The organism is Streptomyces sp. NPDC029164 (assembly GCF_055563995.1).
Genome location: NZ_JBVHWW010000011.1, coordinates 132,194 through 157,633, shown reverse-complemented (window position 1 = coordinate 157,633; position 25,440 = coordinate 132,194). Strand labels below are relative to the sequence as shown.

Annotated in this window: 21 protein-coding genes; 17 read left to right on the top strand and 4 right to left on the bottom strand. The window is 70.0% G+C overall.

Annotation, left to right across the window (positions count from 1 at the left end; all coding sequences use genetic code 11):
- Complete coding sequence (locus ACZ4VT_RS13445; protein WP_467949153.1) at positions 1 to 825, bottom strand: hypothetical protein; 825 nt, start codon at positions 823 to 825, stop codon at positions 1 to 3.
- A 103-nt stretch (positions 826 to 928) separates the two neighbouring features.
- The gene (locus ACZ4VT_RS13440; RefSeq protein ID WP_467949152.1) at positions 929 to 1,159 is read right to left on the bottom strand and encodes a hypothetical protein; all 231 of its coding nucleotides are present in this window, start codon (positions 1,157 to 1,159) and stop codon (positions 929 to 931) included.
- A 347-nt stretch (positions 1,160 to 1,506) separates the two neighbouring features.
- On the opposite strand from ACZ4VT_RS13440, the gene ACZ4VT_RS13435 reads away from it, so the two are divergent.
- The 17 genes from ACZ4VT_RS13435 (at position 1,507) to ACZ4VT_RS13355 (ending at position 23,384) form a co-directional block, all read left to right on the top strand.
- Positions 1,507 to 3,864 carry an ABC transporter family substrate-binding protein gene (locus tag ACZ4VT_RS13435; protein WP_467949150.1) on the top strand — a complete coding sequence of 786 codons (2,358 nt, stop codon included), beginning with the start codon at positions 1,507 to 1,509 and terminating at the stop codon, positions 3,862 to 3,864.
- A 345-nt stretch (positions 3,865 to 4,209) separates the two neighbouring features.
- A complete protein-coding gene (typA, locus tag ACZ4VT_RS13430; protein ID WP_467949148.1) occupies positions 4,210 to 6,114 on the top strand; it encodes a translational GTPase TypA in 1,905 nt (634 codons plus the stop codon).
- A gap of 491 nt (positions 6,115 to 6,605) precedes the next feature.
- On the top strand, positions 6,606 to 8,261 hold the full coding sequence (locus ACZ4VT_RS13425; RefSeq protein ID WP_467949147.1) for a peptide ABC transporter substrate-binding protein: 1,656 nt from the start codon (positions 6,606 to 6,608) through the stop codon (positions 8,259 to 8,261).
- A gap of 257 nt (positions 8,262 to 8,518) precedes the next feature.
- Positions 8,519 to 9,385: an ABC transporter permease gene (locus ACZ4VT_RS13420; RefSeq protein WP_467949145.1), complete on the top strand. Its 867-nt coding sequence runs from the start codon at positions 8,519 to 8,521 to the stop codon at positions 9,383 to 9,385.
- 23 nt (positions 9,386 to 9,408) lie between these two features.
- Positions 9,409 to 10,332 (top strand): ABC transporter permease, encoded by a 924-nt coding sequence (locus ACZ4VT_RS13415; RefSeq protein WP_467949143.1) that lies wholly within the window; start codon positions 9,409 to 9,411, stop codon positions 10,330 to 10,332.
- A gap of 117 nt (positions 10,333 to 10,449) precedes the next feature.
- Positions 10,450 to 11,433, top strand: a complete 984-nt coding sequence (locus ACZ4VT_RS13410) for an ABC transporter ATP-binding protein (RefSeq protein ID WP_467949217.1) — start codon at positions 10,450 to 10,452, stop codon at positions 11,431 to 11,433.
- A complete protein-coding gene (locus ACZ4VT_RS13405) occupies positions 11,426 to 12,478 on the top strand; it encodes an ABC transporter ATP-binding protein (RefSeq protein ID WP_467949142.1) in 1,053 nt (350 codons plus the stop codon). Before ACZ4VT_RS13410 ends, ACZ4VT_RS13405 begins: the two co-directional genes overlap by 8 nt.
- 126 nt (positions 12,479 to 12,604) lie before the next feature.
- Positions 12,605 to 13,531 (top strand): GNAT family N-acetyltransferase, encoded by a 927-nt coding sequence (locus ACZ4VT_RS13400; protein ID WP_467949140.1) that lies wholly within the window; start codon positions 12,605 to 12,607, stop codon positions 13,529 to 13,531.
- Positions 13,532 to 13,637: 106 nt separating this feature from the next.
- Entirely contained in the window at positions 13,638 to 15,269 is a 1,632-nt protein-coding gene (locus ACZ4VT_RS13395; RefSeq protein ID WP_467949138.1) for a peptide ABC transporter substrate-binding protein, read from the top strand.
- A gap of 31 nt (positions 15,270 to 15,300) precedes the next feature.
- Complete coding sequence (locus tag ACZ4VT_RS13390) at positions 15,301 to 16,224, top strand: ABC transporter permease (protein ID WP_467949136.1); 924 nt, start codon at positions 15,301 to 15,303, stop codon at positions 16,222 to 16,224.
- Positions 16,225 to 16,336: 112 nt separating this feature from the next.
- A complete protein-coding gene (locus ACZ4VT_RS13385; protein ID WP_362797621.1) occupies positions 16,337 to 17,263 on the top strand; it encodes an ABC transporter permease in 927 nt (308 codons plus the stop codon).
- A 12-nt stretch (positions 17,264 to 17,275) separates the two neighbouring features.
- Positions 17,276 to 18,250 carry an ABC transporter ATP-binding protein gene (locus tag ACZ4VT_RS13380; RefSeq protein WP_467949134.1) on the top strand — a complete coding sequence of 325 codons (975 nt, stop codon included), beginning with the start codon at positions 17,276 to 17,278 and terminating at the stop codon, positions 18,248 to 18,250.
- The gene (locus ACZ4VT_RS13375; RefSeq protein WP_467949132.1) at positions 18,243 to 19,286 is read left to right on the top strand and encodes an ABC transporter ATP-binding protein; all 1,044 of its coding nucleotides are present in this window, start codon (positions 18,243 to 18,245) and stop codon (positions 19,284 to 19,286) included. Before ACZ4VT_RS13380 ends, ACZ4VT_RS13375 begins: the two co-directional genes overlap by 8 nt.
- Before the next feature lie 403 nt (positions 19,287 to 19,689).
- Positions 19,690 to 19,884: a hypothetical protein gene (locus tag ACZ4VT_RS13370; protein WP_030012369.1), complete on the top strand. Its 195-nt coding sequence runs from the start codon at positions 19,690 to 19,692 to the stop codon at positions 19,882 to 19,884.
- A gap of 23 nt (positions 19,885 to 19,907) precedes the next feature.
- Positions 19,908 to 20,804 carry an N-acetyl-1-D-myo-inositol-2-amino-2-deoxy-alpha-D-glucopyranoside deacetylase gene (mshB, locus tag ACZ4VT_RS13365; RefSeq protein WP_467949131.1) on the top strand — a complete coding sequence of 299 codons (897 nt, stop codon included), beginning with the start codon at positions 19,908 to 19,910 and terminating at the stop codon, positions 20,802 to 20,804.
- Entirely contained in the window at positions 20,801 to 21,184 is a 384-nt protein-coding gene (locus ACZ4VT_RS13360) for a DUF6113 family protein (protein ID WP_467949129.1), read from the top strand. Before mshB ends, ACZ4VT_RS13360 begins: the two co-directional genes overlap by 4 nt.
- A gap of 205 nt (positions 21,185 to 21,389) precedes the next feature.
- Positions 21,390 to 23,384 carry a peptidoglycan binding domain-containing protein gene (locus ACZ4VT_RS13355; RefSeq protein ID WP_467949128.1) on the top strand — a complete coding sequence of 665 codons (1,995 nt, stop codon included), beginning with the start codon at positions 21,390 to 21,392 and terminating at the stop codon, positions 23,382 to 23,384.
- Positions 23,385 to 23,600: 216 nt separating this feature from the next.
- On the opposite strand, the gene ACZ4VT_RS13350 is transcribed toward ACZ4VT_RS13355, so the two are convergent.
- Entirely contained in the window at positions 23,601 to 24,395 is a 795-nt protein-coding gene (locus tag ACZ4VT_RS13350; RefSeq protein WP_467949126.1) for a transglutaminase-like domain-containing protein, read from the bottom strand.
- Complete coding sequence (locus ACZ4VT_RS13345) at positions 24,392 to 25,378, bottom strand: GNAT family N-acetyltransferase (protein WP_467949125.1); 987 nt, start codon at positions 25,376 to 25,378, stop codon at positions 24,392 to 24,394. The genes ACZ4VT_RS13350 and ACZ4VT_RS13345 overlap by 4 nt, the downstream gene beginning before the upstream one ends.
- Positions 25,379 to 25,440 lie beyond the last annotated feature (62 nt).

Below are 25,440 nucleotides of genomic sequence, written 5' to 3'. Positions count from 1 at the left end.
TCAGAAGATCCTCGGGTCGGTGAAGGCGCCGCTGGCCAGCAGGTAGACGTAGAAGTCGCACAGGGCCACGCTGATCAGGGAGGCCCACGCCAGCTCCATGTGACGGGTGTTGAGCCGGCTGACCCAACCCCAGAGCCGGTAGCGGACCGGGTGCTTCGAGAAGTGCTTGAGCCGGCCGCCCATGATGTGGCGGCAGGAGTGACAGGACAGCGTGTAGGCCCAGATCAGCGTGATGTTGACCAGGAACAGCAGGGTGCCGAGGCCCATGTGGCCCCACGCGTAGTGCTCGTCGCGGAAGGTCAGCACGGTGTCGTGCGTGAGGATGCCCGCGACCGGGACCGCCGCGTAGAAGAAGTACCGGTGGGCGTTCTGGAGGATCAGCGGGAAGCGGGTCTCGCCGGTGTACTTCGTGTGCGGTTCGGCGACGGCGCAGGCGGGCGGCGAGGCCCAGAAGCCGCGGTAGTAGGCCTTGCGGTAGTAGTAGCAGGTCAGCCGGAACCCGAGCGGGAAGATCAGGATCAGCAGGGCGGGGGAGAGGCCCCACCAGCTGCCGAAGATCTCCCAGTTGGGGCCGCCCTTCATCGGGACGCAGTTCTCCGCGAGGCACGGGGAGTAGAAGGGCGAGACGTACGGGGCCGCGTAGTAGTCGGCGTTCGCGAACGCCCGCCACGTCGAGTAGGCGATGAAGGCGAGCAGCCCGGCCGCGGTGACGGCGGGGGAGACCCACCACCGGTCGGTCCGCAGGTGCCGGGCAGCGATCGCGGCCCGGGAGGCGTCGTGGACGCCGCCGGGCCGCTGCTGGGGTGGTTGTGTTCCTGTGGCCAAAGAGGACTCCGGGAGGAGTGATGAGGGGTGGCCCCAGGGGGCCCGGCCGCGAGCGGCCGGGCCGGATGGGGTGTGCGGGAGGTCGTGGGGTCGCGTACGCCGGTCAGGGCGCGCGACGGTCGCGGGCGCCGAGGCCCTCGTCGTCCGAGTCGGTCCACAGCGAGCTGTCGTACGGCGTGTCCGGGACCGTCACCATCCGGGACGGCTCCGGCGAGGACGCCGGCGGCGAGCTCCCGGGCCTGCGTCGCCCGGCCTGCTGCTCCAGCTGCTCGACCTTGCGCGTGAGTTCGTCGAGGTTTCGGCGTACGGCGTTCAGATCGTCTTGCAGGGACATGATTTGCCCTCACTTCCGCCGAGGTGCGGTGGCAACGCTCATGTGCGCCTGCGAGTGTCGCGCTTCCCGTCCCCCGTTGTGAAGGGACGTGCAGCGATTGCGGGCGCGCAGGCGTGAACTGTGCGCCCCTCCCCGACCCCCATTCTCATCCCTCTCCCGGGGGAACGCCCTTCGGTGCGCAAGCCGGATTGGTCCGCACGGGTGGGGTTCGCGGCGTGGCGAGAGGCGGGTGCGAAGGGTGCGGCGGACCGTCGATTTCAGTGGGATCCGGCAACCGGTGTGATCAGCTCCATATACCGCCGAACGTGATCATGCTTCCCCCACGCCCCGCCCCGGAGGTACCACCCATGTCCCAGCGAAGGCGCAGGTCCTTGGCGCTCCTGACCTCGGGAGTCCTCGCACTGCCGCTCCTCACGGGCTGCGGCGCGGGTGAAGACGAGGGCGGCCCTGTCGCCGCCGGGCAGGACATCGCCACGACCGCCCGCGAGAAGGTCGCGGACGGGGGTGTGCTGCGCTGGGCCGTGGACACCCTGCCGGACACCCTGAACACCTTCCAGGCCGACGCGGACGCCACCACCACCCGCATCGCCGGGGCCGTGCTGCCGCAGCTGTTCGTGCTGGACGCCAAGGGACGGCCCGTGGCCAATCCCGACTACCTGGAGAAGGCCGAGGTCGTCGAGCGGGAGCCCAAGCAGGTCGTCCTTTACAAGCTGAACCAGCAGGCGGTGTGGAGCGACGGACGCGAGATCGGCGCCGCCGATTTCGTGGCGCAGTGGCGGGCGCTGAACGGCAAGGACTCGGCGTACTGGACGGCGCGCAACGCCGGCTACGAGCGGATCGAGAAGATCGAGAAGGGCAAGACCGACCTGGAGGTCAGGGTCACCTTCGCCAAGCCGTACGCCGACTGGCGCTCGCTCTTCAGCCCGCTCTACCCCAAGCAGGTCACGGGCACCCCTGACGCCTTCAACGAGGGCGCCCGCGGCGCTCTGAAGGTCACCGCGGGGCCCTTCGCCCTCGGGGCCATCGACAAGAAGACGGGTACGGCGGCCCTCACCCGCAATCCGCGCTGGTGGGGCCGGCAGGCCAAGCTGGACACGCTGGTCCTGACGGCGGTGCCGCGGGCCGAGCGCGCCGCGGCGCTGGCGGCAGGGAAGCTGGATCTGGCCGAGATCGACCGCAACGGCGCCGACCGGATCGCACTGGCCCGCCGGGACGCGGCCGGTAAGGACGCCACCGGCAAGGACGCCACCGGCAAGGGCGCCGCGGGCTCGGGCGGCGCCCCGGCCCACGGTCCGGGAGCCGCGATGACCCCGGCGCAGGCCACGCTGTCGTGGGCGGTCGCCTTCGGGACGGACGAGGACAAGGCCACGGCGGAGAAGGAAAGCCGCGACAAGCACGTGGCGTCCGTGAAACGGTACGCCGACGAGCAGACGGCCCTGCGGAAGTTCACCGTCCGCAAGTCCCTGGAGCCGGCCTACACCCAGCTCGCGATGAACGGGTCCACGGGCCCGCTGGCGGACGAGCGGGTGCGCCGGGCCGTGGCCCGGGCGCTGGACCGCAAGGCACTGGCCGAGCTCGTGCTGAAGCCGCTCGGCCTGCCCGCGAAGCCCGTCGGCAGCCACGTGGCGCTGGCCGGGCAGCGGGCGTACGCCGACAACAGCGACGCCCTCGGCGGTCAGGACATGCAGGCGGCCCAGTCCCTCCTCGCGGACGCGGGCTGGCGCCGCGGCGGCAAGATCACCGAGCCGGCGGGAGCCAAGGCCGGCCCGGAGAGCGAGTCTCAGGACGACGGGAAGACCCCCTCGGGCCCGGGCACCGGAAACGACGGCCTCTACATCGTCGGCCAGGACGACGAGGCCAACGGAGACCCGCGCTCGGCCGCCGGGCAGCGCCCCCAGGGCCGCCCGGCGGGCCCCGGCGAGCGTCCCCTCGCCGCGGCCCCGGGCGATGCGCTGGACCGGCCCTCCCCCGTACTGGCCCCCGCCCCCTTCGGCGTCCAGCAGGAGGTCTCCCTCCTCGCCCAGGCCGCCCGGGTGGCGGCCGTCGACGACGGCAAGCGCAGCGCGGCCCGCGACGGTGACGCGACCGACCCCGCCAAGGCCTCTCCGGCCCCGGCCAAGCAGGCCACCCGGACCTCCGGAGCCATGCTCGCCAAGGACGGCAAGGCGCTCACCCTGCGCTTCGTCCTCCCGGCCGGCCCCGGCTCGGAGTCCCTGCGCGCGGTCGGCGAGCGGATCGCCCAGATGCTGCGGAAGGTCGGGGTGAACACCGAGACGACCAAGGTGGCCGACGACAGCTTCTTCAAGGACCACATCGCCTCGGGCCAGTACGACCTGGCCCTCTACTCCTGGCCCGCGACCGCCTACCCGGCCACCGACGCCCGGCCCATCTTCGCCAAGCCGGAGCCGGCCGCGGACGGCTCGCTCCTCGTCGAACAGAACTACACCCGGGTCGGCACCGACCACATCGACCAGCTCTTCGACCAGGCGGTCGGCGAGCTGAACGAGGAGCAGTCCCGCGAGCTGATCCGCAAGGCGGACGCCCGGATCTGGGCCGCCGCCGGCTCCATCCCGCTCTACCAGCGCCCGGAGCTGGTGGCCGTCAAGCCGGGCCTGGCCAACGCCGGCGCCTTCGGCCTCGGCACCCCGCGCTACCAGGACATCGGCTGGAAGAAGCCGCCGGCCGCCAAGGACAAGAAGAAGTAGCGTGGGCGAAGAAGTGATGACAAAGGGGTGCCTGTCAGGTTGACCCCCAGGTGGCAAGCTCAGATGTGACTCAAGTCCCTTGCCCGCCGGATCCCCGGCGGGCAAGGTCGTGCCATACCCATTGACCCGGCCGTTGACCCGCATGATTACCGGCACGATGGGCGGCCCGGGCACCCCACGCAGCACTCGGCCGCGCTCATTCGTCCGGCCCCTTGACAGCCCCCGGCAGGCGATTCCCGCCACGCGACGTACCATGGGGTAAGGCCGTGGCAGGTTTTCGCCCGGCCGAGGCGCGCGTGCCAGGCCGTACGCGACGCCATCCACGATCCCGGGAGAAGCGCCGAAGTGCCCACGCGCCACGACATCCGTAACGTCGCCATCGTCGCCCACGTCGACCATGGCAAGACGACCATCGTCGATGCCATGCTCAAGCAGGCCGGTGCCTTCGCCGCCCACCAGCACCTCGACGACCGCATGATGGACTCGAACGACCTGGAGCGTGAGAAGGGCATCACGATCCTCGCCAAGAACACGGCGGTGAAGTATCACCCCAAGGACGGCGGGGCCCCGATCACGATCAACATCATCGACACCCCCGGCCACGCCGACTTCGGTGGTGAGGTCGAGCGCGGTCTGTCGATGGTGGACGCGGTCGTCCTGCTGGTGGACGCCTCGGAGGGTCCGCTGCCCCAGACCCGCTTCGTCCTGCGCAAGGCCCTGCAGGCGAAGATGCCGGTCATCCTCTGCATCAACAAGACCGACCGTCCGGACTCCCGGATCGACGAGGTCGTCAACGAGACGTACGACCTCTTCCTCGACCTGGACGCGGACGAGGACCAGATCGAGTTCCCGATCGTCTACGCCTGCGGCCGTGACGGCGTCGCCTCGCTGACCAAGCCGGAGGACGGCACCGTCCCCGCGGACAGCGACAGCCTGGAGCCGTTCTTCTCCACCATCCTGGAGCACGTCCCGGCCCCGGTGTACGACGAGGAGGCCCCCCTCCAGGCGCACGTCACCAACCTGGACGCCGACAACTTCCTCGGCCGCATCGCGCTGGTCCGCGTCGAGCAGGGCGAGCTGCGCAAGGGCCAGACCGTCGCCTGGATCAAGCGTGACGGCTCGATCTCCAACGTCCGCATCACCGAGCTGATGATGACCGAGGCGCTCACCCGCAAGCCGGCCGAGGTGGCGGGCCCGGGTGACATCTGCGCGGTCGCCGGTTTCCCCGAAATCATGATCGGCGAGACCCTGGCCGACCCGGAGAACCCGATCGCGCTCCCGCTGATCTCGGTGGACGAGCCGGCGATCTCCATGACCATCGGTACGAACACCTCCCCGATGGTCGGCCGCGGCGGCAGCGGCAAGGGCGCGGACGCCAAGTCCGCCGTCAAGGACCGCAAGGTCACCGCCCGCCAGGTCAAGGACCGTCTGGACCGCGAGCTCGTCGGTAACGTCTCGCTCCGCGTCCTCGACACCGAGCGCCCGGACGCCTGGGAGGTCCAGGGCCGCGGTGAGCTCGCGCTCGCCATCCTGGTCGAGCAGATGCGCCGCGAGGGCTTCGAGCTGACCATCGGCAAGCCGCAGGTGGTCACGCAGGAGATCGACGGCAAGGTCCACGAGCCGGTCGAGCGCATGACGATCGACGTCCCCGAGGAGCACATGGGCGCGGTCACGCAGCTCATGGGCGTCCGCAAGGGCCGCATGGACAACATGTCGAACCACGGTTCCGGCTGGGTCCGCATGGAGTTCGTCGTCCCGTCGCGCGGTCTCATCGGCTTCCGTACCGAGTTCCTGACCGGTACGCGCGGCACCGGCATCGCCCACTCGATCCACGAGGGCCACGAGCCGTGGTTCGGCCCGCTGGTGACCCGTAACAACGGTTCGCTGGTCGCCGACCGCGCCGGTTCGGTCACGCCGTTCGCGATGATCAACCTGCAGGAGCGCGGTGTCCTGTTCACCGACCCCGGCACCGAGGTGTACGAGGGCATGATCGTCGGCGAGAACTCGCGCTCCGACGACATGGACGTGAACATCACCAAGGAGAAGAAGCTCACCAACATGCGTGCGGCTTCCGCGGACAACACGGAGAACGTGATTCCGCCCCGCAAGCTCTCCCTGGAGCAGTCCCTGGAGTTCTGCCGCGACGACGAGTGCGTCGAGGTGACCCCGGAGGCCGTCCGCATCCGCAAGGTCGTGCTGGACCAGAAGGACCGCTCGCGCACCGCGTCGCGTGCCAAGTCGGCCAAGTAGGAGTAAAGGCCTTACGCAGCAGGGCCGTTGCGTCGCCCGTCCCGTGGTTTGCTCGGGTGGGCGGACGCGGCGGACGCTGTGGGTCGCGGCACTCTGAAATGCAGCAGCCCCTCTCGTCACGGACTCCGTGACGGGAGGGGCTGTTCGCTTCTGTCAAGCGGATTTTTGCGTTCTGGTGTCCGCATACCGACCGTGACACTCCGGAAGATGAGCTAACCGTCCGTTTCGCACGTGTCTGTCTCCTATCCGTTTGTCCGGATTTCGGGTTTCTGCCGCGGATCGATGTTGTGAAAACGAGACCACCCAAGTGTGGTTTACGGCCTGGCAGTCCCTGAGGATGGCTCCATTGAGCTCGGGTCAATGGGTCACGCGCTGTGGGGAGCGCGCCGACTCACGAGCACACTATGGGCAGGAATTCGCTCGCCGTCAGGGGTGTCGGCGAGGTTTTTTTGCCCCTCAAGTCGATCAGTGGACTCATGAGGAGGAAACCCATGCGCGGTGCCAAGAGCGCCAAGTGGGTCGTGGGCGCGGTTGTCGTCGCCCTGGCCGCTACCGCCTGTGGCGGCGGTGACGGTGACAGCAAGGACAAGGGCAGCGCTGCCAACGGTGGCGTGTTCCGGATGGGCAGCACGGAGCCGGACACCATCGACCCGGGGCGTGCCCACGAGTCCACGGGCATCCTGCTGGCCAACGCCCTGTTCACCGGCCTGTACGGCAACACGCCGGACGGCCTGGCCGAGCCCGCGCTCGCCGAGTCGGCGAGCGCGGACGAGGGTTGCACGTCCTGGACCTTCAAGGTCAAGCCCGACACCAAGTTCTCCAACGGCGAGGTCGTGGACGCCGAGGCGTTCGCCCGTGGTTGGGCCCGTGCCGCGCACAAGGCCGCCGCGTCCGACGTCGCGTACCACTTCGCCGGCATCAAGGGCTACGCCGAGCTGCAGGACGGCTCCGCCAAGACCTTCTCCGGTGTCACCACTCCGGACCCGAACACCATCAAGGTGGACCTGTCCAAGGCGGACTGTGAGTTCGTCCTGAAGACGGCGCACAACGCCTACAGCCCCGTCCCGAAGTCGGCCAAGGTCGGCGAAGAGGACAAGGCGTTCGGCGAGGCCCCCATCGGTAACGGTCCGTTCAAGATGGACGGCACCTGGGAGCACAACAAGGCGATCAACCTCGTCCGCAACGACGACTACTCGCTGACCAAGGCCTCCCTCCAGAAGGTCCAGGTCACGCTCCTCAACGACAAGACCGCGCAGCAGCTCGAGTACGACGGCTTCCAGGCCGGCACCTTCGACTACGCGCACATCCCGACGCCGATGCTCAAGACGGCCGAGGCGAAGTACAAGCCGCAGAACAAGTGGTTCGCCAAGGACACGAACGGCATGAACTTCGTTCTGCCGATCGGTGACAACGGCCCGACCAACAACAAGGACGCCCGTCTGGCGATCTCCTACGCGATCGACCGTCAGGCCATCGCCAAGGGTGTCTTCCAGGGCTACCAGACCCCGTCGACGACCATCGTGCCGCCGGCGTTCCCGAAGGCGTACCAGAAGGACCTCTGCGTCTCCTGCGTCAAGCAGGACGTCGCCAAGGCCAAGGAGCACGCCGAGAAGGGCGGCCTGAAGCCGGGTACCGAGATCAAGTTCAGCTTCAACACCGGTGCGGGCCACGAAGAGTGGGTCCAGGCCATCGCGAAGCAGCTTGAGGACGTCCTCGGCGTCAAGGTCAAGCTGGACGGCAAGGACTTCCCGGGCATGCTCAAGGAGCAGCAGGGTTCCGGCGCCACCGGTGTCTACCGCTTCGCGTGGGGCGCGGACTACCCGACCCCGGAGAACTTCCTGTTCCCGCTGCTGCACTCGGCCTCGATGAACAAGGACGCCGAGGGCAACGTGACCGGTGACAACCGCGTCCGTTACAACAACCCCGAGTTCGACAAGCTGATCGACACGGCCCGCGCCACCAAGGACGAGGCCGCTCGCATCACGATGTACAAGCAGGCCGAGAAGATGGCCATGGACGACATGGCGCTCATCCCGACCTTCAACCGTTCCCAGTTCCGCCTGATGGCGACCGACAAGTTCAACGGTCTGGACGACATCAACTTCAACGAGGACCCGATCCTCGAGAAGATCTCGCTCAAGAAGTAATCGGTTCGGACGGTATATCCGTCAGGAGCGAACGTGCCGCGGCCCCCGGGTGACCGGTGGGCCGCGGCCCCGCTCGGCAGGCCGTTTTCACTTCGGCACCCCTCACATCCGCGGGCAACCCCCGCACGCCGAGAGCCGGCCCGTTCCTTGGGCTGGAGGTCGCTGCTCCCAGAAGCGGCCAGGTAGAGAGGCAAAACATGGGAAGGTACGTCGCCCGTCGCCTCGGGCAGATGGTCATAGTCCTCATAGGCGCGACCATGGTTCTGTTCGCGTGTCTGTTCGTACTCCCCGGCGATCCCGTGGGTTCGATCGCGGGCAGCGACAAGGCACGTGACCCCGCAGTGGTCGCGGAACTGAAGGCGCGTTACGGGCTCGACAAGTCGCTGCCCGAGCAGTACGTGAACTACGTCGCGAAGGTCGCCACCGGTGACCTCGGCGAGGACTTCGTGCAGCGCCGCGAGGTTTCCGAGATCCTCGCACCCAAGCTTCAGAACACGGCGAAGCTGGCCATCCTGGCCATCGTGCTCGTCACCGTGTTCGGTATGGGCGTCGGCATCATCGCCGCGCTCTACAGATACAGCATTCTCGACATGGCCACGACATTCTTTACGACGATGGCCGTCGGCTTCCCCACCTTCGTGATCGGCATGCTGCTCATGAAGTTCTTCGCGGTGGATCTCCAGTGGTTCCCGCAGCTGGGCGGCGACAAGCTGGAGGGCATGGTCCTTCCCGCGATCACCCTCGCCATCACCGACATCGCCTTCGTCGCCCGCCTCACCCGCGGCACGATGCTCGAGGTGCTGCGCGCGGACTACGTGAAGACGGCCGTGGCCAAGGGACTTCCGCGACGCCGCGTGCTGTTCAAGCACGTGCTGCGCAACTCGTCGATTCCCGTGGTCACGTACCTGGGCATTTCGTTCGGCGGACTCCTCGGTGGTGCGCTCATCACTGAGGCGATCTTCAACTGGGACGGTGTCGGTCTGGCACTGGTTCAGGCGATTCAGCAGCAGAACAACCCGATCGTCATCGGGGTCGTGACCTACAGCGTCGCGATCTTCGTCGTCCTCAGCCTCATCGTGGACCTGCTGTACGCGGCCCTCGACCCGCGTATCCGCCTCAGCTGACCGCCCCCAAGGAGGATTTCCTCATGTCTGAGCTCGCAACGAGCCCGGCGATCGGGGACGAGAACCCCGTGTCGTCCGCTTCGGCCACCGCCGAACCCGCACCCAAGCAACTGAGCCAGTGGGGCGAGATCCGGCACCGCTACGTCCAGAACAAGCTGGCCGTCGTCGGTCTCGTGATCATCTCCCTGCTGTTCCTGACGGCGATCTTCGGCGACATGCTCGCGCCGTACGACCCGGCCGCCCAGGACCTGGAGAACACCCTCGCCTCGCCGAACGGCACGCACTGGATGGGCACCGACGCCCTGGGCCGCGACATGTTCTCGCGCCTGATCGCCGGCACCCGCGTCGCCATGTTCGTGGGCCTCGCCTCGATCTTCTTCGCGGTGCTGATCGGTGTCGCCCTCGGCGCCATCGCCGGTTACTTCGCCGGCTTCGCCGACACCCTGGTCATGCGCGTCGCGGACGTGTTCCTCGCGTTCCCGCTGATGATCGGTGCCGTCGTCATCATCCTGGTCACCGGGCGCGGCATCACCCCGGTGGTCATCTCGCTGGCCATCTTCTCCTGGGCCACCGTGTCCAGGCTCCTGCGCAGCTCGATCCTGTCGGTGCGCGAGATGGACTACGTCCACGCGGCCAAGGCGCTCGGCGCCGGCGGCTGGCGGGTCGTCCGCACGCACATCCTGCCGAACTCGCTGACCGCCGTTCTGGTCTACGCGACGTTCAACGTCGGCACCACGATCGTCGGTGTGGCAGCGCTCTCCTTCCTGGGAGCCGGTGTCCCCGTCGACGTCCCCGAGTGGGGCAACATGCTGGCGGCCGGACAGGGCTTCATCGGCGTCAATGACTACCTGTGGTACTTCCCCAGCCTGTTCGTCGTCGTCACCGTGCTCGGCTTCGCCTTCGTCGGCGACGGCCTGCGTGACGCGCTCGACCCGAAGCTCCGGTAGGGCCGCCCGATGCCCCGAGACAACATCAGCAAGCAGGACGAAGGTGGCGGCGTGACGACGTCGGAGATTCTCAGCGTTGCGGAGACGGGCGGCGGGTCCGCCGTGCCGCTGCTGGAGGTGGACAACCTCCAGGTCGAGTTCAAGACCCGTGACGGGGTCGCCAAGGCCGTCAACGGCGTGAGCTACAGCGTCAACGCCGGCGAGACCCTCGCCGTGCTCGGCGAGTCCGGCTCCGGCAAGTCCGTCACCGCACAGGCGATCATGGGCATTCTCGACAGCCCGCCCGGACGGATCGCCGGCGGCGAGGTGCGCTTCCACGGCAAGGACATCCTCAAGATGTCCGACGAGGAGCGGCGCAAGCTCCGCGGCAACAAGATGGCGATGATCTTCCAGGACGCCCTGTCGTCCCTGAACCCGGTCTACTCGGTGGGCGACCAGCTCGGCGAGATGTTCCGGGTCCACCGCGGCGCCTCGAAGAGGGACGCGAAGGCCAAGGCCATCGAGCTCATGGACCGGGTGAAGATCCCCGCCGCCAAGGCGCGCGTGGGCGACTACCCGCACCAGTTCTCCGGCGGTATGCGCCAGCGCATCATGATCGCCATGGCGCTGGCCCTGGAGCCGGACCTGATCATCGCCGACGAGCCCACCACGGCCCTCGACGTGACGGTCCAGGCCCAGGTCATGGACCTGCTCGCGGAGCTCCAGCGCGAGATGAACATGGGCCTGATCCTGATCACCCACGACCTCGGCGTCGTCGCCGACGTCGCGGACAAGATCGCCGTCATGTACGCGGGCCGGATCGTCGAGACCGCTCCGGTCCACGAGATCTACAAGCGTCCGTCCCACCCGTACACCCGCGGCCTGCTCGACTCGATCCCGCGCCTGGACCAGAAGGGCCAGGAGCTCTACGCGATCAAGGGTCTGCCGCCCAACCTGCTCCGCATCCCGACGGGTTGCGCCTTCAGCCCCCGCTGTCCCAAGGCGCAGGACATCTGCCGTACGGAGATCCCCGTACTGCACCCCGTCACCGAGCAGGACGGCACCGAACTGCCGGGCCGCGGCAGCGCGTGCCACTTCTGGAAGGACCAGATCCATGGCTGAGCTCACCAAGAACGCCACCGAGCGCGAGCCGATCCTCCAGGTCCGCAACCTGGTCAAGCACTTCCCGCTGACCCAGGGCATCCTGTTCAAGAAGCAGGTCGGCGCGGTCAAGGCGGTCGACGGGATCTCCTTCGACCTCTACCAGGGCGAGACCCTCGGCATCGTCGGCGAGTCCGGCTGTGGCAAGTCCACGGTCGCCAAGCTCCTGATGAACCTGGAGCGGGCCACCTCCGGCCAGGTGCTCTACAAGGGCGAGGACATCAGCCGGCTGTCCGGCAAGGCCCTCAAGGCCGTGCGCCGCAACATCCAGATGGTGTTCCAGGACCCGTACACCTCGCTGAACCCGCGCATGACGGTCGGCGACATCATCGGGGAGCCCTTCGAGATCCACCCCGAGGTGGCTCCCAAGGGCGACAGGCGCCGCAAGGTCCAGGAGCTCCTGGACGTCGTGGGCTTGAACCCGGAGTACATCAACCGGTACCCGCACCAGTTCTCCGGCGGTCAGCGCCAGCGCATCGGCATCGCCCGCGGCCTGGCCCTGCAGCCCGAGATCATCATCTGCGACGAGCCGGTCTCCGCGCTCGACGTGTCGGTGCAGGCGCAGGTCATCAACCTGATGGAGAAGCTCCAGGACGAGTTCAACCTCTCCTACCTCTTCATCGCGCACGACCTGTCGATCGTCCGGCACATCTCGGACCGCGTCGGCGTCATGTACCTGGGCAAGATGGCCGAGATCGGCTCCGACGCCCAGATCTACGAGCACCCCACGCACCCGTACACCCAGGCGCTGCTCTCCGCCGTCCCGGTCCCCGACCCGGAGGCCCGTGAGGGCCGCGAGCGCATCATCCTGACCGGTGACGTCCCGTCGCCGGCCAACCCGCCGTCGGGCTGCCGCTTCCGCACCCGCTGCTGGAAGGCCCAGGACAAGTGCTCCACCGAGGAGCCGCTGCTGGCGATCCCGGAGCGCTTCAAGGGCCAGACCGGCCCGGCCGCGCACGAGTCGGCGTGCCACTTCGCGGAGGAGAAGGCCATCCTGGCCGTCTGACCTCCGACGGACCCGTACGTCCACGGCCGGTCCCCCGGTGCTTCGAGCACCGGGGGACCGGCCGTTTCCGTACGGGTCCCGGGAACCCGGTTGCGGCGCCTGGAGCGCGGCCCGGAGAGTGAGGCAATGACCCTCACCGTACGGCCCGCCGGGCCCGGGGACGCAGGCGACATCTGCGCCCTCCTCAACGCCGTCGACATGATCGAGATCGGCCGCCCGGAAACCGACCTGGGCACCGTCGAATCCGACCTCAACGCCCCCGACGTCGACCTGGCCACCGACTCCTGGCTCGCCTTCGAGGACGGCCGGCTCGTGGCCTACGCCCTCGTCTGGGCGGACTCCGGACCGGGCCGCGTCGACGGCGACCACTACGTACTGCCCGGCCACGACGAGGCAGCCGTCCTGCTGCTGGAGCGCATGGAGACCAGGGCCCGGGAGCTGACCGCCGCCTCCGGCGTCCTGCGGCTCCAGCTCAACGTGGAGCCCACCCTCGACCTCTCCCACCTCGCGGGGCGCGGCTACCACACCATCCGCCGCTACCAGGTGATGACCCGCTCCCTGTCACCGGCCGCCGACCTCCCGCCGGCCGTTGCGGACGGGCTCACCCTGCGCCACTGCGCCGACGACGAGGCCGACCGCCGCCGGGCCCACGCCCTCATCGAGGAGACCTTCGCGGCGCACTTCGGCCATGTGGACCGCCCGTACGAGAGCTGGCTGGACCACATCGACGGCCGCCGCCTCGACTGGTCCCTGGTCTGGATCGCGAGCCTGCCCGGCCACGGCGACGCGGCCGTCCTGCTCACCCGCGACGACCGCACCAGCATGGGCTGGCTCGGCCACATCGGCGTGCGCAAGGAACTCCGCGGCCGCGGCCTCGGCGGCTTCCTGCTGCGCCACTGCTTCGCGGCCTACGCCGCCCGCGGCCGCGACACCATCGGCCTCGGCGTGGACACCCACAACGAAACCGGCGCACTCGGGCTCTACGAGGCGCACGGCATGGGCCTGCACTACGCGGTCGACTCCTGGGAGCTGACGTTGCACTCGCAGGGGTGACAGGGGCGTGACGCGCGGGTGCAATCGGTCCAACGAGGAGTGTGCGGGCCCCCACATAGGGTGACATTGGCCCCTAAGTGAGTCTGGGACCCCTAGGAGGCACTCCATGCGCGGAGCCACCCACGCCAAGTGGGCCGCATGTGCGGTGGCCGTCGCCCTCGCGGCGACGGCCTGCGGCGGTGGAAGCGACAGCGGTGGGGGCGGGGGCGACGCGGGGATCGTCAGCTCTTCGTGGGGTGACCCGCAGAACCCGCTGGAGCCTGCCAATACCAACGAGGTGCAGGGCGGCAAGGTCCTCGACATGCTGTTCCGGGGTCTCAAGCGCTACGACCCGAAGACCGGCGAGGCGAACAACATGCTCGCCGAGAACATCGAGACGACGGACAGCCAGAACTTCACGATCACGCTGAAGGACGGCTGGAAGTTCAGCAACGACGAGCCGGTCACGGCGCAGTCCTTCGTGGACGCCTGGAACTACGGCGCGGACGTGCGCAACAAGCAGAACAACTCGCCGTTCTTCTCCGACATCGTCGGCTATCAGGACGTGCACCCGGCCTCCGGGGAACCGAAGGCGAAGACGATGTCAGGGCTGGTGGTGAAGGACCCCAAGACCTTCACCGTCGCCCTCAAGAACAAGTTCTCGACCTGGCCCGAGACCCTCGGCTACCAGGCCTTCTCGCCGCTGCCCAAGGCCTTCTTCACCGACCACACCGGCTGGCTGAACAAGCCCGTCGGCAACGGCCCGTACACGGTGGACTCGTACACCAAGGGCACCGGCATGAAGCTGCGCAAGTGGGACGCGTACCCCGGTGCGGACAAGGCGCAGAACGGCGGCGTGGACCTGAAGGTCTACACCGACAACAACACCGCCTACACCGACCTGATCTCCGGCAACCTCGACCTCGTCGACGACATCCCGGCGCAGCAGCTGAAGAACGTCAAGAACGACCTCGGGGACCGGTACATCAACCAGCCGGCCCTCATCATCCAGACCCTCACCTTCCCGCTGTACGACGCGCAGTGGAGCAAGCCGGGCATGGAGAAGGTCCGCCAGGGCATCTCCCGGGCGATCAACCGCGACGAGATCACCAAGCAGATCTTCCGCGAGACCCGCACCCCCGCCAAGGACTGGACCTCGCCGGCGCTCGGCGAGAAGGGCGGCTTCTCCTCCACCGTCTGCGGCGACGCCTGCGTCTACGACCCGGCCGAGGCCAAGAAGCTCATCCAGGAGGGCGGCGGGCTCCCCGGCGGCAAGGTCACGCTGACCTCCAACGTGGACACCGGCTCGCACCGCGACTGGATGGACGCCGTCTGCAACAGCGTCAACAACGCGCTGGGCGAGGGCCCGGTGTGCACGGTCAACCCGATCGGCACCTTCGCCGACTTCCGCAACCAGCAGAGCGCCTTCAAGCTGACCGGCCCCTTCCGTTCCGGCTGGCAGGCCGACTACCCGCTGATCCAGAACTTCCTCCAGCCGCTCTACTACACCGGCGCCTCCTCCAACTACGGGAAGTTCAGCAACCCGGACTTCGACAAGCTCGTCGACGAGGCCAACCAGGAGAGCGACCCGGCCAAGGCCATCGCGAAGTTCCAGGACTCCGAGAAGATCCTCGCCGAGCAGATGCCGGCCATCCCGCTCTGGTACCAGAACGGCAGCGCGGGCTACGCCGAGCGGCTCTCGGACGTGGCGCTCAACCAGTTCAGCGTGCCCGTGTACGACCAGATCAAGGTCAGCTGACCCACGTTTCGGATCGATCCTGGAGCAGTCCATGGGACGTTATGTGATCCGGCGGCTGCTCCAGATGATCCCGGTGTTCATCGGCAGCACGTTCCTGATCTTCGTCATGGTGTACGCGCTCGGCGACCCCGTCGCGGCCCTCTTCGGCGACAAGGCCCCCGACCCCGCGACCGCCGCCCGCATCCGCAAGGACCTCTACCTCGACCAGCCCCTGTGGAAGCAGTACCTCCACTACATGGGCCAGATCTTCCAGGGCGACTTCGGTACGGCCTTCAACGGCCAGTCCGTGACCGACCTGATGGCCAGCGCCTTCCCCGTCACCCTGCGCCTGACCCTGGTCGCGATCTTCTTCGAGGTCGTCATCGGCATCACCCTCGGCGTGCTCAGCGGGCTGCGCCGCGGCAAGACCGTCGACACCTCCGTGCTCGTGGCCACCCTCGTGGTCATCTCCGTGCCCACCTTCGTGACGGGCTACCTGCTCCAGTACCTCTTCGGCGTCAAATGGGGCTGGGTGCGGCCCACCGTCTCCCCGGAAGCCCCCCTCAACGAGCTGATCCTGCCCGGCATCGTCCTCGCGCTGGTCTCCCTCGCCTACGTCACCCGGCTGTCGCGCACCTCCATCGCCGAGAACGTCAAGGCCGACTACGTGCGCACGGCCACGGCCAAGGGCCTGCCCCGGAGCCGGGTCGTCACCCGCCACCTCCTGCGCAACTCACTGATCCCGGTGGTCACCTTCATCGGCACCGACATCGGCGCCCTGATGGGCGGCGCCATCGTCACCGAGCGGATCTTCAACATCCACGGCGTCGGCTACCAGCTCTACCAGGGCATCCTGCGCAACAACTCGCCCACCGTCGTCGGCTTCGTGACCATCCTCGTCATCGTCTTCCTGCTGGCGAACCTGCTCGTCGACCTGCTCTACGCGGTCCTGGACCCGAGGATCCGTTATGCCTGAGCCTGAGCCCGAGCCCCCCGAGCCCCCCGAGCGCGCTGAAGGCCCCGGCGGATACGACCCCGTCGGCCCCCGCCGGCACGAGGCGGTCTCCCCCACCGGTCAGGGAGGACCCATGGATCTCGCGCTGGAGGAAGCCGAGAGCGTCGAGGGCATCGAGAAGACCGCCGGGCCGACCGGCCCCGGACCCACCGAGAAGGCCCGCTCGCTGTGGTCCGACGCCTGGCACCAGCTGCGCCGCAACCCCGTCTTCATCCTCTCCTCGCTGCTGATCCTCTTCCTCGTGATCATCTCGATCTGGCCGCAGCTCATCGCGAGCGGCGACCCGCTCCAGTGCGACCTGTCCAAATCGCAGCAGGGCTCCTCCCCGGGCCACCCCTTCGGCTACGACACGCAGGGCTGTGACGTCTACACCCGCACGGTGTACGGGGCGCGCGCCTCCATCACCGTGGGCGTCTGCGCCACCCTCGGCGCCGCCCTGCTCGGCTCCGCGCTCGGCGGGCTCGCCGGCTTCTTCGGCGGCTGGGGCGACGCGCTGCTCTCCCGGGTCGCCGACATCTTCTTCGGCATCCCGGTGGTCCTCGGCGGCCTGGTCTTCCTGTCCGTCGTCACCAGCACCACCGTGTGGCCCGTGGTCGGCTTCATCGTGCTCCTCGGCTGGCCGCAGATCGCCCGCATCGCCCGCGGCTCGGTGATCACCGCCAAACAGAACGACTACGTCCAGGCCGCCCGGGCCCTGGGCGCCGGCAACGGCCGGATGCTGCTGCGGCACGTGGCGCCCAATGCCGTCGCCCCCGTCATCGTCGTCGCCACCATCGCGCTCGGCACGTACATCGCGCTGGAGGCCACCCTGTCCTTCCTCGGCGTCGGCCTGCGCCCGCCCACCGTCTCGTGGGGCATCGACATCTCCAACGCGGCCTCGCAGATCCGCAACGCCCCGCACATGCTGCTCTGGCCGGCGGGCGCGCTGAGCATCACGGTGCTCGCCTTCATCATGCTCGGCGACGCGGTGCGCGACGCCCTCGATCCCAAGCTGCGCTGAGGAGCCCCGCACATGCTGCTCGAAGTCCGCGACCTGCACGTGGAATTCAAGACGCGCGACGGAGTCGCGAAGGCGGTCAACGGTGTCGACTACTCGGTGGACGAGGGCGAGACGCTCGCCGTGCTCGGCGAGTCGGGCTCCGGCAAGTCGGTGACCGCCCAGGCCGTGATGGGCATCCTCGACATGCCGCCGGGCCGGATCACGGGCGGCGAGATCCTCTTCAAGGGCAAGGACCTCCTCAAGATGAAGGAGGAGGAGCGGCGCAGGATCCGCGGCGCCGACATGGCGATGATCTTCCAGGACGCGCTCTCCTCGCTGAACCCGGTCCTGAGCGTGGGCAAGCAGCTCGGCGAGATGTACGAGGTCCACCGCGGGATGTCCCGCAAGGACGCCAAGGCCAGGGCCGTCGAGCTGATGGACCGGGTGCGGATCCCGGCGGCGAAGCAGCGGGTGGGGGACTTCCCGCACCAGTTCTCGGGCGGCATGCGCCAGCGCATCATGATCGCCATGGCGCTGGCCCTGGAGCCCTCGCTGATCATCGCGGACGAGCCGACGACCGCCCTGGACGTGACCGTCCAGGCGCAGGTGATGGACCTGCTGGCCGAGCTGCAGCGCGAGCTGAACATGGGCCTCATCCTGATCACCCACGACCTCGGCGTGGTCGCGGACGTGGCCGACAAGATCGCCGTCATGTACGCCGGCCGGATCGTCGAGGCGGCCCCCGTCCACGAGATCTACAAGGCGCCCGCGCACCCGTACACGCGCGGCCTGCTGGACTCCATCCCGCGCCTGGACCAGAAGGGGCAGGAGCTCTACGCCATCAAGGGCCTGCCGCCGAACCTGCTGGCCATCCCGCCCGGCTGCGCCTTCAACCCGCGCTGTCCGATGGCGCAGGCCGTCTGCCGCGCCGAGGTCCCGCCGCTCGCGGAGGTCGCCGAGGAGCGGACCAGCGCGTGCTTCTTCTGGAAGGAGTGCCTCCATGGCTGAGTCCCTCCTGGAAGTGAAGGACCTGGTCAAGCACTACCCGCTGACCCAGGGCATCGTCTTCCGCAAACAGGTCGGCGCGGTCAAGGCCGTCGACGGGGTCTCCTTCGAGCTGCGCGCCGGCGAGACGCTGGGCATCGTCGGCGAGTCGGGCTGCGGGAAGTCGACCGTGGCCAAAATGCTGGTCAACCTGGAGCGGCCGACGGCGGGTTCGATCCTCTACAAGGGGGAGGACCTCACCAGGCTGTCCGGCCGCGCCCTGAAGGCCGTGCGCCGCAACATCCAGATGGTGTTCCAGGACCCGTACACCTCGCTGAACCCGCGGATGACGGTCGGCGACATCATCGGCGAGCCCTACGAGATCCACCCCGAGGTGGCTCCCAAGGGCTCGCGCCGGCAGAAGGTCCAGGACCTCCTCGACGTGGTCGGCCTGAACCCGGAGTACATCAACCGGTACCCGCACCAGTTCTCCGGCGGCCAGCGCCAGCGCATCGGCATCGCCCGCGGCCTCGCGCTCCAGCCCGAGATCATCGTGGCCGACGAGCCGGTCTCCGCGCTCGACGTCTCCGTGCAGGCGCAGGTGATCAACCTCCTGGACCGCCTCCAGAAGGACTTCAGCCTGTCCTACGTCTTCATCGCGCACGACCTGTCGATCGTGCGGCACATCTCGGACCGGGTGGGCGTCATGTACCTCGGCCGGATCGTGGAGATCGGCACCGACAGCCAGATCTACGACCACCCGACCCACCCGTACACCCAGGCCCTGCTTTCGGCCGTTCCCGTGCCGGACCCGGAAGCCCGCGCCCACCGCGAGCGGATCATCCTCTCCGGTGACGTGCCGTCCCCGGCCAACCCGCCGTCGGGCTGTCCCTTCCGCACCCGCTGCTGGAAGGCCGAGCCCCGCTGCGCGGCGGAGGTACCGCTGCTCGCGGTGCCGCAGGCCTTCCCCCCGGGCCCGGCGGCCCACCCCTCGGCGTGTCACTTCGCGGCGGAGAAACAGGTGGTCCCGCAGATGCCGCCGCCGGGTACGGAGGACTAGTCCCGGCCCGTCCGGTCCTGTTCCGCCCTGTCCTGTCCGTGGGACACGCGCCCCGCAGACCGATGATTTCCGGCCACCCACGGGGTGTGAGGCACGGGCGGGGGCAGTGCCCCACAACGCGGTTTACACGGGGGCAACTTGACCGTTTCTGCCCCGAGATCTGGGGCATGCAGCCTGGGTGCCGTGCGGCCGTGCGGGTGCCGACAGTCGGCCGGGGAGGCGTACAGCCGCCCCGGCCGACCTCCCCGTGACCCCGCCCGTGCGCGCCATGCGCCCCTCGTGCTGCCGGATTTCGATCGATGCGCTGGCACGGATAGTTATGATCCGTAGCGCACGGTGGGTATGACTCTCGCCGAGCACGAATGCGCGTACCGATGTCCGCTCGACGTGGAGGTGAAACGCCGTGGCACTCTCGATCTCCGCCGTGGTGCTGCTGGCGATCATCGTCTTCCTGCTGGTCCGGAGGGCCGGCCTGAAGGCGGGACACGCGGTCGTCTGCGTACTGCTCGGCTTCTACCTGGCGAGTTCCACCATCGCCCCGACCCTCAGCCAGCTCACCTCGAACGTGGCCAGCATGATCAGTGGCCTCAAGTTCTGAGCCGTGCCTCGTAGGCTAGGCCCATGAACGGTCTTCCCGCCCGTCGTCTGCTCCTCGTGCACGCGCACCCGGACGACGAGTCGATCAACAACGGCGTCACCATGGCCAAGTACGCGGCCGAGGGCGCCCACGTCGCGTTGGTGACCTGCACCCTCGGCGAGGAGGGCGAGGTCATCCCGCCCGGCCTCGCCCACCTGGCGGCCGACCGCGACGACACCCTCGGCGCCCACCGCGTCGGCGAACTCGCCGCAGCCATGGCCGAGCTGGGCGTCCACGACCACCGGTTCCTCGGCGGCCCCGGCCGCTTCCGGGACTCCGGGATGATGGGCGCCCCGCAGAACCACCGCCCGGGGGCCTTCTGGTCGGCCGACGTGGACGAGGCGGCCGCGTACCTCGTGGAGGTGATCCGCGAGCTGCGCCCGCAGGTGCTCGTCACGTACGACCCGGACGGCGGCTACGGGCACCCGGACCACATCCAGGCCCACCGGGTCGCCATGCGCGCCGCCGAACTGGCCGCGGAGACCGCGTACCGGCGCGACCTCGGCGACCCGCACACGGTCGGGAAGGTCTACTGGAACCGCGTCCCGCTCTCCGCGGTCGAGGAGGGCTTCGCCCGGCTGCGCGCCGCCGGAGCCGAGAACCCCTTCCCGGGGCTCGGCTCGCCCGAGGACGTGCCCGGGGTCGTCGCCGACGAGCGGATCACCGCCGAGATCGGGGCCGAGGAGGCCTTCGTCGCGGCGAAGGCGGCCGCCATGCGGGCCCACGCCACCCAGATCGCCGTGGACGGGCCCTTCTTCGCCCTCTCCAACGACCTGGCGCAGCCGCTGTTCACCCGCGAGTACTACGAACTGGTCGAGGGCCGGCCCGGCGTACCGGCGGGAACGCGCGAGCACGACCTCTTCGCGGGGGTGGGGGCGTGACCGGCAGCCTGACGGTGGGCCGGGTCGCCGGCGGCCTGGGCCTGGTGGCCGCGGGCGCGCTGACCGGTGCGGCCGGCTGGCTGGTGGTGGACCTGTGGTTCCCCGGCGGCATGCTGCTCGCCCTGCTGGCCCTCTTCGGGCTCTTCCTCGGGGGCCGGATCGCCCTCGGCACCGCCCTCGGCGTCGGCGGGGCCGCGGCCGGCTGGTTCCTCGCGTACGTGATGCTCAGCGTTCCGCGCCCCGAGGGAGACTTCCTCCTCAGTTCGTCCGGAATCGGCATGTACGCCTACCTTTTGGGTGGAACGGTGCTGGCTGTGATGTGTGCCACGATGCGCGGTCCGCTGGACCGGCCGGTTTCGGCCGCGCGCTCCGCCAAGTGACGTGGTGTCGGACCTCGTAGGGAGATCGGCGCAGGGTCGGGCGTGGGGTCTCTCGGGCCGGTTCAGGGGGGTTTGGCGGGCCCTGTGAGGAACCCCTGAATCCCGGCCGTCAGTTGCGTGCGGGCGGCGGCCAGTATGGTGGACGGGCCGCCGAGCTGCCCGCGCACGGTATGACGGGCGGCGGAGCCAACCGGGAGAACCTGCCTTGAGTCGTGAAACCGACAGTTCGTCCTCCGGGCCCAAGGGGCACGGTGGAGCCGCATACCCCTCGGGGACGCCGCCGTACGGAACCGGCCAGCACCCGTCCACGACCGTGCCGTCCGGACCTGGCGCGTCGACCGCTCCGGAGGAGAACCCTGTGACCTCGAAGCCGTCCACGCCCGAATCCGACGGGCCCAAGACCGAGACCACCCTGACGACCCGGATCCGAATCAACATCCCGGGTTCCCGGCCGATCCCGCCGGTGGTCGTGCGCAAGTCGATGGGCACCAACTCCGGCCCGGCCGCCGCCGCCGCGGATCAGGGGCCGGAGCCGACGGCCGGGCCGAAGCCCGCGCCCGCGCAGCGGCCGAAGCCCCAGCCGACGCGGATCGAGGCCGAGCGGGAGGCGGAGCCGGCGCGCGCCCAGGGCCCGGCCGAAGCCGAGGAGCCGGCCGCCAGCAACTGGTTCGCCCCCCGCAAGCCCGCCGGCGCCGCCCCCGCGACCCCGCCGCCCGCCGCCGCGCAGCTGCCGCCGGCCGCGTCGGCCCCGCCGCCCCCGCTCGCGCAGCGGCCCGTGCCCGGCGCCGCGCACACCCCCACCCCGCCGCCTCCGCCCGTGCCGGGCGGCGGGTACGCGCCGCCGCGCACCCAGAGCCCGCCGGCGCCGGACGGCACCTACGCACCGCCGCGCACACCGCCGCCGCCCGTCGCGGACTACGGCACCGGCTACGCCCAGCCGCCCGCGCCCGCGCCCGGCGGCCCGATGCCCGGCGGCCCCGGCGTCGGCTCCACCCAGGGCTTCCCGGCGTACGGGAGCGACGACGGCAGCCCCGTCACCGAGGCGTTCCCGGTCTACGGAAACCAGCCCGCCGGGCCCACCGGCGGTCCCGGCTTCGGCTCCGGCCGGGTCGGCGGCCCCGGCGGACCCCGCGTAGAGGAGGCGGCGGGCTGGCCCGGCCCCGAGCTGAACACGCCGCTGCCGACGCCCGTCCCCGTACCGGCACCGGCGGCCCCGCGCCCGGCGCCCGCACAGCAGAAGGACGCCGCCAAGCCCGCCAAGAAGGGCCGCTCCAAGCTGGTCCTGCTCGGCGGCGGGATCGTGGCCCTGATCGGCGTGGCCTACGGCGCCGGGCTGCTCCTGAACCACTCCGACGTCCCCAAGGGCACCACCGTCCTCGGCGTCGACATCGGCGGCAGCCGCGACGAGGCCGTGGCCAAGCTCCAGACGGCCTTCGGCACCCGCGCCGCCACCCCCATCCAGCTCAACGTCGGCGGCAAGCAGGTCGAGCTGAAGCCCGACAAGGCCGGGCTGACCCTCGACGGCCAGACCACCGTCCGCAACGCGGCCGGCAGCGACTACAACCCCGTCACGGTCATCGGCTCCCTCCTCGGCAACGAGCGCGTCGCCGACCCCGTGATGCCGGTCGACGAGGAGAAGCTCCAGGTCGCGCTCCAGGAGCTCGCGGGCACGGCCGGATCGGCCACCGAGGGCACGATCACCTTCGACACCGGCAAGGCCGTCGCGGTGCCCGGCAAGCCCGGCACCACCCTGGACGTGGACGGCTCCGTCGACCTGGTCACCAAGGCCTTCCGCGACCAGGTCGCCACCGGCAAGGCGGCCGTGGCCGAACTGCCGACCACCACCAGGGAACCGGCCGTCAACCAGGCCGAACTGGACCGGGCGATGAAGGAGTTCGCGGAGCCGGCGATGTCCGCCATCGCCACGGTCAAGGCGGGCGGCAAGTCCCTCCCCTTCGGCTCCAAGTCCCTGCCGAAGTTCCTCAGCATGCAGGCCGTGGACGGCCGCCTCACGGAGAAGTTCGACCTGGAGGCGCTCAAGGCGGTCTACGGGAACACCTTCGACGGGGTCCTGATCACCCGCGGCACCGGCGCCAAGACGGCGGTCACCCCGCAGGACGTCGCCGGCGCCCTCGGCAAGGCCCTGCGCGGCAAGACCACCGCCGAGCGGACCGTCGTCATCGAGACCAACGCGAGCTAGCCCCCGCCCCGTCACGACGGATCCAGTGCCCCCGCCCGGCCCCGGGCGGGGGCACTGTCATGCCCGCCGCAAGCCATCCGTCCTCCGGCACACACGACGCCCGGCACTGCCGCGCGGGACCCGGTACGGGCGGATCTCTCCCGCCCCGAACCCCGCCGGGGCCCGCCCCGCGGTCGCCCGCGCCACCGTCGCCGGGGTCCGGGGCGGGGCGCCGGGTCAGTTCAGCAGGGCGCGGGCGGAGGCCGCCTCCGCGTGGACGCGGGCCGCCGCGTCGGGGTCGACCGCGGCCACGACGTCCGCGTACGCGTCGAGCGCCACCGCGCCCTCCTGGAACGAGCCCCGTTCCACCAGCAGCCGCGCCCGCTCGTACCGCAGCGCCGCCGGGTGCGACGGCAGCAGCAGCGACAGGTCGAGCGACCACAGGGCCACGCCCGACTGCTCCGGGCGGGCCGACGCCCAGGCCCGTACATTGCCCAGGATCCGCAGCACGATGGCCAGGGTGCCGGCCGGCGTACGCGGCCCCGACGCCAGCTCCGCGGGCCCGGCGCCCAGCGACGCGCCGCCCGCGAAGGGATCCACGACCACGCCCTCCTCCGGGTCCCCGAAGCCCACCACGAAGTGCCCCGGCAGCCCCAGCCCGTACACCGGCGCCCCCGCCCGCCGGGCGACCTCCATCCAGACGACGGACAGGAGGATCGGGAGGCCGCGGCGCCGCCGCAGGACCTCGTGCAGCAGCGAGGACGACAGCCGGCCGTAGTCCGCCGGGGTGCCGTGGAAGCCGAGCCGCCCGCCCAGCAGTTCCGTCACGGCCGACGCCCAGGCCCGCGCGTCCCGCAGCCCGTACGGCAGCATCCCGGCGAGCCGGTCCAGCTCGATCTGCGCCCAGTCCATGGCGCGTTCGTCCAGCTCCGGGTCCGCCTCCGCCGCCAGCAGCAGGCACATCAGCGCCAGATCGGGCCGCTCCGAGCGGGCCTCCGCCGCGAACTGCTCCCGCCGGTCCGCCGGACTCACCCCGCCGCCCGGTAGTGGTGGTACGCGTGGTGCGTCGCGAAGCCCAGCCCGTCGTACAGCGCCCGCGCCCCCGCGTTGTCCGTCTCGACCTGCAGCCACGCCGCCGACGCGCCCTCCTCCAGGGCCTTGCGGGCCAGCGCGGCCATCACCGCCGTCGCCAGGCCCTGCCGCCGCTCCACGGGATCGACGGTGACCGCCGAGAAGCCGGCCCACCGCCCGTCCACCACGCACCGCCCGACGGCCCGGCACCCGGGCAGCGCCGCGAACCACACCGACGGCCCTTCCACCAGCAGCCGCCGCGCCACGTCCGGGTCGTCGGCCTTCCCGTAGCGCCCGAGCCACTCCTCGTCCGGGACGCGGGTCAGCCGTACGGATCCGGCGGCGGGCGCCGCCACGTCGGCCACCGTGGCCAGCGCCCCGATCCGTACCTCCGCCGACACCTCGGACGTCCAGCCCCGCCGTTCCAGCTCCGCGCAGAGCAGCTCCTGCGTGCCGACGGCCCCGGTCGCGGCCTGCACATAGGCCGGAAGCCCTCGTTCCGCGTACCAGGAGGTCACTCGCGCGAGTGCATCGTCCAGGGGTATCCCCGGGTCGCCCACCGCCAGTACGGAATTGGCCCGCCGGGTGAAACCGGCGGCGGCCCGCAGGGTCCACTCGCCCAGCGGCTCGCTCTCCAGCGGCTGCCAGGACCGCGCCGTGATCCGCGACAGCTCCTCGAAGGAGGCCGCCGGACCCCGCCTCCGGGCCGGCGCCGGAGGCACGATCTTGCCCGCGACCAGGGAGGATTCCGCGATGCGGACGGACTGCCCGTTCTTCTTTGTGATCAGCAGCACACCCTGGTCCCAGGATGTGAGAACACCGACCGTGTCCGTGAACTCGGGTGATCCGCTCAGCCGGGCCTCCACCCGTCGTACAGAGACACGTTTACCCACGTCAGCCGGGGTAATTCGGACCTCCAGCAGTCCTCCGGCGTTGATTTCCACAGCTCTGTCCGCCCCTCCTGTTCGGATCGTGCCCGGGAACGGAGATACTAGGTGCGGGCATC

What these genes read in the sequence shown, in the direction of transcription:
- ACZ4VT_RS13440 (WP_467949152.1), bottom strand. Translation starts at nt 1,159, where the DNA reads ATGTCCCTGCAAGACGATCTGAACGCCGTACGCCGAAACCTCGACGAA.
- ACZ4VT_RS13435 (WP_467949150.1), top strand. Translation starts at nt 1,507, where the DNA reads ATGTCCCAGCGAAGGCGCAGGTCCTTGGCGCTCCTGACCTCGGGAGTC.
- ACZ4VT_RS13425 (WP_467949147.1), top strand. Translation starts at nt 6,606, where the DNA reads ATGCGCGGTGCCAAGAGCGCCAAGTGGGTCGTGGGCGCGGTTGTCGTC.
- ACZ4VT_RS13420 (WP_467949145.1), top strand. Translation starts at nt 8,519, where the DNA reads ATGGTTCTGTTCGCGTGTCTGTTCGTACTCCCCGGCGATCCCGTGGGT.
- ACZ4VT_RS13415 (WP_467949143.1), top strand. Translation starts at nt 9,409, where the DNA reads ATGTCTGAGCTCGCAACGAGCCCGGCGATCGGGGACGAGAACCCCGTG.
- ACZ4VT_RS13405 (WP_467949142.1), top strand. Translation starts at nt 11,426, where the DNA reads ATGGCTGAGCTCACCAAGAACGCCACCGAGCGCGAGCCGATCCTCCAG.
- ACZ4VT_RS13400 (WP_467949140.1), top strand. Translation starts at nt 12,605, where the DNA reads ATGACCCTCACCGTACGGCCCGCCGGGCCCGGGGACGCAGGCGACATC.
- ACZ4VT_RS13395 (WP_467949138.1), top strand. Translation starts at nt 13,638, where the DNA reads ATGCGCGGAGCCACCCACGCCAAGTGGGCCGCATGTGCGGTGGCCGTC.
- ACZ4VT_RS13390 (WP_467949136.1), top strand. Translation starts at nt 15,301, where the DNA reads ATGGGACGTTATGTGATCCGGCGGCTGCTCCAGATGATCCCGGTGTTC.
- ACZ4VT_RS13385 (WP_362797621.1), top strand. Translation starts at nt 16,337, where the DNA reads ATGGATCTCGCGCTGGAGGAAGCCGAGAGCGTCGAGGGCATCGAGAAG.
- ACZ4VT_RS13380 (WP_467949134.1), top strand. Translation starts at nt 17,276, where the DNA reads ATGCTGCTCGAAGTCCGCGACCTGCACGTGGAATTCAAGACGCGCGAC.
- ACZ4VT_RS13375 (WP_467949132.1), top strand. Translation starts at nt 18,243, where the DNA reads ATGGCTGAGTCCCTCCTGGAAGTGAAGGACCTGGTCAAGCACTACCCG.
- mshB (WP_467949131.1), top strand. Translation starts at nt 19,908, where the DNA reads ATGAACGGTCTTCCCGCCCGTCGTCTGCTCCTCGTGCACGCGCACCCG.